At 67.7% G+C, this 12,047-nt stretch carries 10 protein-coding genes; 6 read left to right on the forward strand and 4 right to left on the reverse strand.

All coding sequences use genetic code 11. The annotated features are described in order from the left end of the window. Window positions 1–7 precede the first annotated feature (7 nt). The 5 genes from ACYAF3_RS00810 (at window position 8) to ACYAF3_RS00830 (ending at window position 5,172) form a co-directional block, all read left to right on the forward strand. Window positions 8–652: an amino acid ABC transporter permease gene (locus tag ACYAF3_RS00810; RefSeq protein WP_003449379.1), complete on the forward strand. Its 645-nt coding sequence runs from the start codon at window positions 8–10 to the stop codon at window positions 650–652. Further along, window positions 649–1,371 carry an amino acid ABC transporter ATP-binding protein gene (locus tag ACYAF3_RS00815; protein WP_003082555.1) on the forward strand — a complete coding sequence of 241 codons (723 nt, stop codon included), beginning with the start codon at window positions 649–651 and terminating at the stop codon, window positions 1,369–1,371. The genes ACYAF3_RS00810 and ACYAF3_RS00815 overlap by 4 nt, the downstream gene beginning before the upstream one ends. 25 nt (window positions 1,372–1,396) lie before the next feature. After that, window positions 1,397–2,431, forward strand: a complete 1,035-nt coding sequence (locus ACYAF3_RS00820) for a trans-3-hydroxy-L-proline dehydratase (RefSeq protein WP_003082552.1) — start codon at window positions 1,397–1,399, stop codon at window positions 2,429–2,431. 150 nt (window positions 2,432–2,581) lie between these two features. Further along, window positions 2,582–3,499 (forward strand): dihydrodipicolinate synthase family protein, encoded by a 918-nt coding sequence (locus tag ACYAF3_RS00825; protein ID WP_003105052.1) that lies wholly within the window; start codon window positions 2,582–2,584, stop codon window positions 3,497–3,499. 92 nt (window positions 3,500–3,591) lie between these two features. Next, a complete protein-coding gene (locus ACYAF3_RS00830) occupies window positions 3,592–5,172 on the forward strand; it encodes an aldehyde dehydrogenase (NADP(+)) (RefSeq protein ID WP_023127964.1) in 1,581 nt (526 codons plus the stop codon). Between the two features lie 103 nt (window positions 5,173–5,275). Here ACYAF3_RS00830 and lhpD read toward each other — a convergent pair whose 3' ends face one another. Continuing rightward, complete coding sequence (gene lhpD / locus ACYAF3_RS00835) at window positions 5,276–6,280, reverse strand: bifunctional delta(1)-pyrroline-2-carboxylate/delta(1)-piperideine-2-carboxylate reductase (protein ID WP_003082545.1); 1,005 nt, start codon at window positions 6,278–6,280, stop codon at window positions 5,276–5,278. A 239-nt stretch (window positions 6,281–6,519) separates the two neighbouring features. Here lhpD and ACYAF3_RS00840 point away from each other — a divergent pair, with 239 nt between their 5' ends. Further along, on the forward strand, window positions 6,520–8,145 hold the full coding sequence (locus tag ACYAF3_RS00840) for a methyl-accepting chemotaxis protein (protein ID WP_003082544.1): 1,626 nt from the start codon (window positions 6,520–6,522) through the stop codon (window positions 8,143–8,145). Window positions 8,146–8,157: 12 nt separating this feature from the next. Here ACYAF3_RS00840 and aprI read toward each other — a convergent pair whose 3' ends face one another. The 3 genes from aprI to aprF form a co-directional block, all read right to left on the reverse strand. Continuing rightward, entirely contained in the window at window positions 8,158–8,553 is a 396-nt protein-coding gene (gene aprI / locus ACYAF3_RS00845) for an alkaline proteinase inhibitor AprI (protein WP_003082543.1), read from the reverse strand. A gap of 246 nt (window positions 8,554–8,799) precedes the next feature. Further along, window positions 8,800–10,239 (reverse strand): serralysin family metalloprotease AprA, encoded by a 1,440-nt coding sequence (gene aprA, locus ACYAF3_RS00850; protein ID WP_003082542.1) that lies wholly within the window; start codon window positions 10,237–10,239, stop codon window positions 8,800–8,802. A 359-nt stretch (window positions 10,240–10,598) separates the two neighbouring features. Further along, on the reverse strand, window positions 10,599–12,044 hold the full coding sequence (aprF, locus tag ACYAF3_RS00855) for an alkaline protease secretion protein AprF (protein ID WP_012614361.1): 1,446 nt from the start codon (window positions 12,042–12,044) through the stop codon (window positions 10,599–10,601). Between the last annotated feature and the right edge of the window lie 3 nt (window positions 12,045–12,047).

Below are 12,047 nucleotides of genomic sequence, written 5' to 3' on the forward strand. Positions count from 1 at the left end.
GAATGCCGTGTTCACCACCAGCCTCACCGCCAACGACCTGCTGTTCCTCCTGCAAGGCGCCTGGACCACCCTCGCCATCACCGCCATGGCGATGCTGATCGGCACCCTGCTGGGTGTCGTCTTCGGCCTGCTCCGCGCCCTGCTGCCACGCGCCAGCCTGCCGCTGGCGGCGCTGCTCGACGTATTCCGCAGCGTGCCGCTGCTGATCCAGTTCGTCCTGCTCAATTCCTTCAAGAGCATCCTCGGCCTCGACTGGAGCGCCTTCGCCGTGGCCTGCCTGGTGCTCGGCGTGTACGCCGCCGCCTACTGCACCGAGGTGGTCCGCGGCGGCGTCCTCTCGGTACCGCCGAGCGTGCGCCGGGCGGCGCGTTCCCTGGGCCTGAGCTATCGCCAGGACCTGTTCCACATCGTCCTGCCGATGGCCGCCCGGGTGGCCTTCCCCGGTTGGGTCAACCTGACCCTGTCGGTGATGAAGGACACCTCGCTGGTGCTCTGGATCGGCATCGTCGAACTGCTGCGCGCCTCGCAGACCATCGTCACGCGCATCCAGGAACCGCTCTTCGTGCTCTGCATCGCGGGGCTCGTCTATTACCTCATGAGCTGGGTGATCGCGCGACTCGGCGCCCGGCTGGAACGGAGATGGCAGCAATGATCGAGATCAGCGACGTGCACAAGGCCTACGGCCAGTTCGAGGTGGTCAAGGGTGTCGACCTGAGGGTGGACAAGGGCGAGGTGCTGTCGATCATCGGCGGCTCCGGTTCCGGCAAGTCGACCCTGCTGATGTGCATCAACGGCCTGGAGCCGATCCAGCGCGGCAGCATCCGCGTCGACGGCATCGACGTGCATGCCCGCGGTACCGACCTCAACCGCCTGCGGCGGAAGATCGGCATCGTCTTCCAGCAGTGGAACGCCTTCCCCCACCTGACCGTGCTGGAAAACGTCATGCTCGCGCCGCGCAAGGTGCTCGGCAAGAGCCGCGCCGAAGCCGAGGCGATGGCGCTGAAGCAACTCACCCACGTCGGTCTCGGCGACAAGCTCAAGGTCTTCCCCCAGCGCCTTTCCGGCGGCCAGCAACAGCGCATGGCGATCGCCCGGGCGCTGGCGATGTCGCCGGACTACATGCTGTTCGACGAAGCCACCTCGGCGCTCGACCCGCAGTTGGTCGGCGAGGTGCTGGACACCATGCGCCTGCTCGCCGAGGAAGGCATGACCATGGTCCTGGTCACCCACGAGATCCGCTTCGCCCGCGACGTATCCGACCGGGTGGCGTTCTTCCGCAATGGCCTGGTCCACGAGATCGGCACCCCCGACCAGGTGATCGGCAACCCGCAGCGGCCGGAGACGGTGGAATTCCTCCGCTCGGTGCTCTGAGCCCGCCCCCGCACAGGAGATAGCCATGCGTTCGCAGCGGATCGTCCACATCGTCAGTTGCCATGCCGAAGGCGAGGTCGGCGACGTGATCGTCGGCGGCGTCGCCGCGCCGCCCGGCGCCACCCTCTGGGAACAGTCGCGCTGGATCGCCAGAGACCAGGACCTGCGCAACTTCGTCCTCAACGAACCGCGCGGCGGAGTGTTCCGCCACGCCAATCTGCTGGTGCCGGCCAAGGACCCGCGCGCGCAGATGGGCTGGATCATCATGGAGCCGGCCGACACCCCGCCGATGTCCGGTTCCAATTCGCTGTGCGTGGCCACCGTACTGCTCGACAGCGGCATCCTGCCGATGCGCGAACCGCTGACCCGGCTGCTGCTGGAAGCGCCGGGCGGGCTGATCGAGGCCCGCGCGGAATGCCGCGACGGCAAGGCCGAGCGGGTGGAAATCCGCAACGTGCCGTCGTTCGCCGACCGCCTCGACGCCTGGATCGAAGTCGAGGGCCTCGGCTCGCTACAGGTCGACACCGCCTACGGCGGCGACAGCTTCGTCATCGCCGACGCCCGGCGCCTGGGCTTCGCCCTGCGCGCCGACGAGGCCGCCGAGCTGGTCGCCACCGGCTTGAAGATCACCCACGCGGCCAACGAACAACTGGGCTTCCGCCACCCGACCAACCCGGACTGGGACCATCTGTCCTTCTGCCAGCTGGCCGCGCCGCCGGAGCGCCGCGACGGTGTCCTCGGCGCGAGCAACGCGGTGGTCATCCGCCCCGGCAAGATCGACCGCTCGCCCTGCGGCACCGGCTGCTCGGCGCGGATGGCGGTGCTCCAGGCGAAAGGCCAGCTGCGGGTCGGCGAACGCTTCGTCGGGCGCTCCATCATCGGTTCGGAATTCCACTGCCACATCGAGTCGCTGACCGAACTCGGCGGCCGTCCGGCGATCCTCCCGTGCCTGTCCGGGCGGGCCTGGATCACCGGCATCCACCAGTACCTGCTCGACCCGGACGATCCCTGGCCGCAAGGCTATCGGCTGTCCGACACCTGGCCCGGCGGCCACTGCTGACCACCCCGCCCGACCGCAGGCAGCGGCCGGGCGGAAACCGATCCGGCGCGTACCGGATCGCCCACGACGGCGAACGCTGCCGTCGCCCTGTGACTCGGACCGCAGCGGTTCGATTGAATTCGTATACGAAATACGAAAAAAGGAGAAACCATGAGCAAGCACGTCAACTGGAGCGGCGTATTCCCCGCGGTCACCACCCAATTCAACGCCGATTTCTCGGTGAACCTGGAGGAAACCCACACGGTCATCTCCAACCTGGTGCGCGACGGCGTGTCCGGGCTGGTGGTATGCGGCAGCGTCGGCGAGAACACCTCGCTGACCATCGAGGAGAAGATGGCCGTCACCGAGGTCGCCAAGGATGCCTCCGGCGGCCGCGTGCCGGTGATCTGCGGGATCGCCGAGTTCACCAGCGCCGGCGCGGCGAAGGTGGCCAAGGCGGTGGAGCGGGTCGGCGTCGACGGCATCATGGTGATGCCGGCGCTGGTCTATTCCTCCAAGCCGCACGAAACCGCCGAGCATTTCCGCAGCGTGGCCAGCGGCACCGACCTGCCGGTGATGGTCTACAACAACCCGCCGATCTACCGGAACGACGTCACCCCGGACATCCTGGTTTCCCTGGCCGACTGCGAGAACATCGTCTGCTTCAAGGACAGCTCCGGCGACACCCGCCGCTTCATCGACGTACGCAACCAGGTGGGCGAGCGCTTCATCCTCTTCGCCGGGCTCGACGACGTGGTCCTGGAAAGCGTGGCGGTGGGTGCCCAGGGCTGGATCTCGGGAATGTCCAACGTGTTCCCGAAGGAAGGCGAGACCATCTTTCGCCTGGCCAGGGCCGGGCGCTTCGCCGAGGCGATGCCGATCTACGAGTGGCTGATGCCGATCCTCCATCTCGACGCCCGTCCCGACCTGGTGCAGTGCATCAAGCTCTGCGAGCAACTCGCCGGTCGCGGCAGCGCCCTCACCCGTCCACCGCGCCTGGCCCTGCGCGGCGCCGATCGCGAGCACGTCGAGCGGATCATGGCCAAGGCCCTGGCCAGCCGGCCGGCGCTGCCGGACGTCGGCTTGTAGCCGACGCCCCGCCCTCGCCGCCTCGCTCCCCGGGGAGCGGCCGGCGAGGGCCAGCGGCAGAGCATTCCGTCCACCGTCCCCAGGGAGGCCCCATGCCCAGCATCCTCGGTCACAACTACGTCGGCGGCGCTCGCAGCGCCGCCGGCAACCTCATCCTGCGCAGCCTCGACGCCGACAGCGGCGAAGCGCTGCCCTACGCCTTCGTCCAGGCCACCGAGGCGGAGGTCGACGCCGCCGCCCGCGCCGCCGAACGCGCCTATCCACACTACCGGCAACTGTCCGCCACGCGCCGCGCCGGATTCCTCGAGGCGATCGCCTCGCGCCTCGACGCCCTGGGCGACGACTTCGTCGCCCTGGTCCGTCGCGAGACCGCGCTGCCCGCCGCACGTATCGAGGGCGAACGGACACGTACCGCCAACCAGTTGCGGCTGTTCGCCGAAGTCCTGCGGCGTGGCGACTTCCACGGCGCGCGCATCGATCGCGGACAACCCGGGCGTACCCCGCCGCGCCCCGACCTGCGCCAGTGGCGAATCGGTCTCGGCCCGGTGGCGGTGTTCGGTGCCAGCAACTTCCCGCTGGCCTTTTCCACCGCCGGCGGCGACAGCGCCGCCGCCCTGGCCGCCGGCTGTCCGGTGGTGGTCAAGGCCCACGGCGGACACATGGCCACAGCCGAATGCGTGGCCGACGCGATCCTCCAGGCGGCGGCCGACAGCGGCATGCCGGACGGGGTATTCAACATGGTCTACGGCAGCGGCGTCGGCGAGGCGCTGGTGCGCCATCCGGCCATCCGCGCGGTCGGCTTCACCGGTTCGCTCAAGGGCGGGCGCGCACTGTGCGACCTGGCAGCGGCGCGGCCGCAGCCGATCCCGGTGTTCGCCGAGATGAGCAGCATCAATCCGCTGGTGGTGCTCCCCGAAGCCCTGCGCCGGCGCGGCCGGCAGGTGGCGGAGGAGCTGGCCGCCTCGGTGACGCTCGGCTGCGGCCAGTTCTGCACCAAGCCGGGCCTGGTGCTTGGCCTGCGCTCCCCCGGCTTCGACGCCTTCGTCGCGGCCCTGGGCGAGGCACTGGCCGCCAGGCCGGCACAGAGCATGCTCAACGCCGGCACCTTGCGCAGCTATGTCGAAGGACTGCAACGCCTGGAGCGCCACCCCGGCATCCGGCGCCTGGCCGGCGCGCCACAGGAAGGGCGGCAGGCCCATCCGCAGTTGTTCAAGGCCGACGTGGGCCTGTTGCTGGAAGGCGACGAACTGCTCCAGGAAGAGGTGTTCGGCCCGGCCACCGTGGTCGTCGAGGCGGCCGACGAGGAACAGCTTGCCCGCGCGCTGGACAACCTGCACGGCCAGTTGTCGGCGACCCTGATCGGCGAAGCGGACGACCTCGCGGCGTTCGCCGGGCTGGTCCCGCTGCTCGAACGCAAGGCCGGGCGCCTGCTATTCAACGGCTATCCGACCGGCGTCGAGGTGTGCGACGCCATGGTCCACGGCGGCCCCTACCCGGCCACCTCCGACGCTCGCGGCACCTCGGTGGGAACCCTGGCCATCGAGCGTTTCCTGCGCCCGCTGTGCTACCAGGACTACCCCGACAGCCTGCTCCCGGACGCCCTGAAGAACGCCAACCCGCTGGGCCTGCTGCGCCTGGTCGATGGCCGGAGCACGCGCGAGGCGCTGGATTGAGCACGCCTGGGAGCCTGGATGGCGGATAGCGCCGTTGGCGCTATCCGCCCTACGCAGTCGTCCTCGTTGCGCCACGCTGTCCGGTCGGCCCCTCGCCTTGCGCTCACTCCAGCAACGCCAGCAGCTCCCGGTGCAACGCCTCGGGAATCGTCACGCCGTCCCTGGCGCTGCGTTCGCGCGCTTCGAAGCGTCGCTGCGAGGGCAAGCGCGCGCCCTGTTCGACGATGCCTTCGAACAGCGTCTCGGCGCGCGCCAGGTGCTCCTCCGCCGAGGCGCCGAGCATGCGCCGCGGATCAATGGCGATCAGCAGTTCGCCACCGTAGGGAGAAGAACGGCTGCCCTCGTCGTAGGCCAGCGACTCGGCACTGGTCAGGTCGCCGATCAGCGGACCGGCGAGCAGTTCGACCATCGCCGCCAGGGCCGAGCCCTTGTGCCCGCCGAAAGTGAGCATGGCGCCTCGCAACGCCGCGCTGGCATCGGTGGTCGGCTCGCCCTGCTCGTCCACCCCCCAGCCCAGCGGGATCGGCTTGCCGGCGCGTTCGTGCAACTGGATCTCGCCACGCGCCACGGCGCTGGTGGCGAAGTCGAAGACGAACGGCGGGCCGTCCGGACGCGGCCAGCCAAAGGCGATCGGGTTGGTGCCGAAGATCGGCTTGCGTCCGCCCGCCGGCGCCACCCAGGCATGACTCGGCGTGGTCGCCAGGGCCACCAGGCCCGCCTCGGTGAGTGCCTCGACCTCAACCCATAGCGCGGAGAAATGCACACAGCGGTTCACCGCCATCGCCGCGATACCCTGGCTGCGGGCCTTCTCCAGCAGATGCGGCAGCCCCAGCCGGAATGCGCACTGGGAGAACCCGCCATGGGCGTCGACCCGCAGCAGGCCGGGAGCGATGTCGTGCAGTTCCGGCTCGGCGTCGGCGGATACCTTGCCAGCCTTCAGGGTGGCGATGCAGCCGAGCAACCGCCAGATACCGTGGGACGCGCATTCGTCACGCTCCCCCGCCACCAGGGTATCGGCCACCGCCTGTACATGGGCTTCGCTGAAAGCGTGCCGGCGCAGGATGCGCACGGCCAGCTCACGGACCTCGTCCAGCGTCATTCGGATCACGGGCTTCTCCTTGTTCGACCAATCCCTAGGGTGGCCTGCCGCGACAGCCTTCTCTTGACCTCAATCGACCCGGAGCATGCCGAAAACGGCACAACCGGCTCGAGCACATCGAAAACTTACAGAAAATTCCTAGCAATCATGTAAGGCAATTCCAAATAGCCCCGCAGACCATCAAGAAACCCTTCCGCGCCCCGCTACAGGACCAAGCACCTTCCCACAGCCCGGTCGGAGACCACCCCATGCTTCTTCGTCGTATCGCCATCACCCCACGCGCCGTCATCGGCTTCGCCATCCTCGCCTCGCTGCTGGTGGCGCTCGGCCTCTTCGCGCACAACCGCATGGGTTCGCTGAACCGCGCCGCCAAGGATATCGGCGAGGTCTGGCTGCCCAGCGTCGAAGCCTCGGCCCAGCTCAGCGGCCTGATGAGCGAACTGCGCCTCGGCGAGATGAACCACGTGCTGCTGCACGACGCCACGCGCATGCGCCAGCAGGAACAACGGATGGACGAGGTCATCGCTACCCTCGCCAGGGTGGAAAGGGAATACCGCCCCTTGCTGGTCCTGGACGAGGAGCGCGCGTTGCTCGACCAGTTCGTCCAGCGCCAGCAGGAATACCTCGAAGGACACGCCGCCCTGCTCGCGCTGTCCCGTGACAACCGTACCGACGAAGCCAGCGTGCTGATGGGCGGGGCCCAGTTGCAGCGCTACGAGCAGGTGCAGCGGACCCTGAAGCAACTCATCGCCCTCGACCGCGAGGCCGCCCGCGCCTCCACCGCCGAAGCCGCCGATGTCTACTCCCGGGCCTCCACCGCGATCCTCGCGGTGCTGCTGGTGGCCCTGGCGGCCAGCGTGACGATCGCCTGGCTGCTGACCCGCAGCATCGTCGTGCCGATCCGCCAGGCGGTGTCCTGCGCCGACCGCATCGCGGCCCGCGACCTGACCGGCGAGATCGCCAGCGACGGCGACGACGAGCCGGCGCAACTGATGAAGGCCATGCGCAGCATGCAGGCCAGCCTGCACGACACCATCGAGCAGATCGGCGATTCCGCCGCGCTGCTGGCCGCCGCTGCCGAGCAACTGAACGCGGTGACCGAGGAAGGCAACCGGTCGCTGGCCCGGCAGAACGATGAGATCGAGATGGCCGCCACCGCGGTCAACGAAATGAGCGCGGCGGTCGAGGAGGTCGCGCGCAACGCCAGCTCCACCGCCGAGGCCTCCAGTCTCTCGGAACGGGCCGCCGGCAACGGCCGCGCACGGGTCGGACAGACCGTCCGCTCGATCCGCCAGATGAACGCCGAGATCGGCCAGACCGCGCGCCTGGTGGAAGGCCTGGCCAGCCAGGCGCAGGACATCGGCAAGGTGCTCGACGTGATCCGCGCCATCGCCGAGCAGACCAACCTCCTCGCCCTCAATGCCGCCATCGAGGCCGCCCGCGCCGGCGAGCAGGGCCGCGGATTCGCGGTGGTCGCCGACGAAGTGCGCGCCCTCGCCCACCGCACCCAGCAATCGACCCATGAGATCGAAGGCATGATCGCCAGCGTCCGCGAGGGCACCGACACCGCGGTGTCCGCGATGCGCGAGAACGACCAGCGCGCCCGGCAGATGCTCGACGAGGCCGAGGCCGCCGACCACGCCCTGGGCGAGATCGCCGAGCACGCCACGCGGATCAACGAGCGCACCCTGGTGATCGCCAGCGCTGCCGAAGAGCAGGCCCACGTCGCCCGCGAGGTCGACCGCAACCTGGTGAACATCCGCGACGTTGCCGTGCAGACCACCCAGGGCGCCGAGCAGACCCGCGGCGCCAGCCACGAGCTGTCGCGCCTGGCCAACGACCTCAAGGGCATGATCGGTCGCTTCGTGGTCTGACCCGCAGGCGAGCTAGGGCGTCGCGCGGCGCAGCACCAACTGCCCGCCGTCGCCCTTCTGCACCCGGTAGTCGCCCTCGCCCTGGCGACCGAGGAGCATCAGGGTCAGGCCGCCGCGTTCGAGCAGCGCGATCCCGGCCGGGGTAGGCCTCCAGGCGCGCGGCTCGCTGGGCAGCCAGCGCGTGAGGCAGGCGGTATCGCCGCCCAGGTCGTAGCCACTGGCTTCCGCCACTTCGCTGTCGCGCAGCTCCAGGTGGCAGATCGCGGGCGCCTCGTCCTGCTGCAGGGTCCATTGCCCGGCGAGATCGGAAGCGCTGAGAAGAATCAGACTGCTGGCCATACTGATACCTGTGCTGAAAAAACCGCAGAGCAAGCAAACCATCCTGGAGAGCTTCGCGCTTGCCGACATCGAGAGATCTCCTTCAAGCCTGGAACATCGGATAACACGGCGAACGCCGCCCGCCATCCTCGCTTCGAACGCCAGCGCGCGCCAGGCGCCGCGGGCCTCCGTTCGTCCGCCAGGCCGCCGGCCCACGGGCGCGCCACAGTTCACAACTTCGCTCCTGTGGAAGACACCTATCAATTCGAACAGTGCCCGGCCGGCCGAAGGGCCGCGGTTCGTACCGCCGCACCGAACCGCGCCCGCTTCAGCGCGTCAGACGACGATGTCGGCCTGGGTCGCCTGGCCGATCAGATTGATCGCGAAATCGGCATGGGCGTCCCCGCTGAAGTCGATCGCCAGGCTGCCGGCCTTGCTCGCCGCGTCGTAGGACAGGATCGCCTGGCCGGCCTTGCCGGCGAAGGCGTCGACGTATTGCAGCACCAGCCCGCCGTTGACGAAGGCATCCAGCCCGGACAGGTCGATCTTGTCCTGGCCGCTGACGAAGTCGCGCAGGGTATCCGGCGCCGCCGCGGAGGACTCGGCGATATCGCCGTAGACGAAGGTGTCGGCCCCCGCGCCGCCCCACAACTGGTCCGCGCCGAGGCCGCCGTAGAGGATGTCGTTGCCGGCGCCGCCCTTGAGCACGTTGGCCACGTCGTTGCCGATCAACAGGTCGCTACCCGAGCCGCCGATGGCGTTTTCCACGGTGACCCCGGCAGCGATCGACACATTGCCCTTCAACCCGCCGACATCGGACAGCGCCTTCTCGTTGAGGTTGATCTTCTGGTTCTGGCTGAAGCCGGAGAAGTCCAGGGTGTCGTTGCCGCCGGCGTCCCACACCGAGAACACCAGCTTGGAACTGGACGAGGTGGCGCTGTAGAAGTCGCGCTCGGTGTTGGAGTTGAAGCCGTACACCGTGTCGCCGGTGCGGGTGGTCAGGTTGGCCCCGTAGAGCTTCTGGATCGCCGCGATGTCGTCCAGCAGCGGTGCCGAGGAATAGGCGCCCTTGAAGTCCTGGCCGGTGTTCTGCTCTTCCCAGTAGCTCATCACCGAATAGGCGCGGGTGTCCTCGGCGTAGGTAGCGTCGGCGTAGGTGGGATCGCCCTCGCCGGCGTTGTAGTCGCCGGGGTGGCTCAGGCCCAGGGTATGGCCGATCTCGTGGGTCAGGGTCTGGCGTCCGTAGTTGCCGTTGGCCGGATTGACGTTGGCGCTGTAGCTGCTGTTGATCAGGTACCAGGATTGCCCCTTGAGCGCATCCGGTACATCCGGCAGGAAGGCGAACGCCGCACCGCCGACACTACTGCTGAAGTTGCCGAAGGTCAGGTCGCCCTGATCGCCCTGGCCGGCGTCGACGAAGTGGATATTCGTGACGTCCGACCAGGATTGCAGCGACAACTTGGCCTGGGCCTGCTGCTGCGCGGAAAAGGCGCTGAACTTGCCCAGCGAGTAGATATCGCTGACATACTTCCACGGCGTATTGAAGAAGTCGTTCGGTTTGGTCAGGAACGAATAGGACAGGGTCAGTACCGAGTCGCCCGGCGCTTTCTGCCAAGACGCCTGTTCGCGGAGGATCTGCTCCGCCGCCTGGTCGACGGTATAGGACGGATGGCCATTGACCAATTCGTCCCCGCCCCGCGCATAGGCATGCAGGAAGTTGTCTACCTGGGTATACGCATCGCTACGACCTTTCAATGCAAGAGAATTGCTGGACATTGTCATATCCCTTTAAGTTGTAAAGGAAATAACTCGGATACAATTATCGGATGGATAATTGCAGTTATCGGCCAGATCAGGCCGAAGTCCAAACTGACACAGCTCATTTTCCAATGTCCACAGGTTTCACGAAAAAAATTAAGCTGCACTTAAAGCATATGCACGAACGAATTCCGCATATATGAAATCATGCAGGAAATATAAAACCACCGAAGACACTGGAATATTATAAAAACCGTTTCATATAAATAGCGCCTTATTGGAAAAACAATTCCGTGCATATTGTTCGACTTCTGTCGACCCGCCCGGGACATCGACTTCACGCCAGGCGAACAATTGCCTGCACGTCCTTCGCGGTCTCAATTGAGCGCGCCCCGGTTTTCCTCCGTATCGGTCTTCGACAGGGTGTGCAGCGGCGCCGGGCAATCCGTCGTCGCGCAGTCGCGGCGGCGCGCCGGCGTCTCGCCGGAAACGAAGTTCGCCGCCACCAGTTCCAGGTCGGCTTCGTCCAGCACCCCGGCGTAGAAACGCAGGCGTGCCCAGGCCGTGAGGTAGTCGTACTTGGCCTTGGACAGCTCGTTCATCGCGCTGTACAGCGCCTGCTCGGCGTTCAGCAGGTCGAGGTTGACCCGCACCCCGGCGGCGATGCTCTTGCGCGTGGCCATCACCAGCGTCCGCGCCGAATCCACGGTCATCTCGTAGGCGCGGATCTTCGCCGCGCTGCTGCTGCTCTGGTTGTACATCTTGCGCACCTGGTTGAGGGTCTCGCGGACCTTGTCGTCCAGGTCGTAATGGCTCTTCTCCATGCGATGCGTGGCCTGGCGCGTCGCCGCCAGGGTCTCGCCGCCGGAGAACAGCGGAACGCTCAACTGGATGCCGACGCTGTCGGTCTCGTAGCGCTGGTTGTAGGTATTCTCCGAACCGGACTTGGACTTGCCGGTGCTGGCGTACAGGCCCAGGCGCGGCAGGAAGTCGGCGCGGTTCTGCTCGACCTCGTAGCGGGCCACGTCCACCGCGTGGCGCAGCGAGGCCAGCTCGGGATTCTCGGCCAGCGCCAGGTCGCGCCAGGCGGTGTAGCTGGCAGGGCTCAGCGGGCGCACCTGGAAGCGTTCGCCGAGCGGCGCCAGGTCGGCGATCTCCAGCGGCGCTCCGACCAGTCGCTCCAGTTCGCGCAGGGCGGCATCCTGGCTGTCCCGCGCCTCGATTTCCTGGGCCTGGGCCAGGTTGAAGCGGGCCTGGGTCTCCAGGGTGTCGGTGCGGGTGCCGTTGCCGCGCTCGAACTGGCGCTGGTTGAGCTGGAACTGCTCGCGGTAGGAGCGTTTCTGCGCCCGCGCCAGTTCGATCTGGTCCTGGGCCAGCAGCGCGCCGGTATAGGCTTCCAGGACCCGGACCAGCAGTTCCTGGCTCTGGCTGCGGAAGCGCTCGTCGGACAGCAGCGCCTGGGCCACGCCCTTGCGGTAGCGGCTGAAGGCCTCGTAGTCGAACAACGGCTGTTGCAGGCTGAGGGTGGAGACGTAGCTGTCGTAGTCGCGGTCTTCCTTGAAATCGCCGCGGGTGGTGGTCTGGGTCACATCGGACCAGCTGCGCCCACGGTTGTAGCTGTACACCAGGCGCGGCAGCAGCGCCGCGCGGCCGAGCGCACGGTATTGCCTGCCGGCCTCGTGCTCCTGGATCGCGGCCTGGAACTGCGGGTCGTTCTCCAGGGCCAGGTGATAGCCGTCCAGCAGGCCGAGGGCGAAGGCGTCCTCGCGCAGCAGCAACAGGAAGGCGCCGAACAGCCAGGTCATCAGGCGGCGCATGGTCATCGG

Source organism: Pseudomonas sp. TZ252 (genome assembly GCF_056110345.1).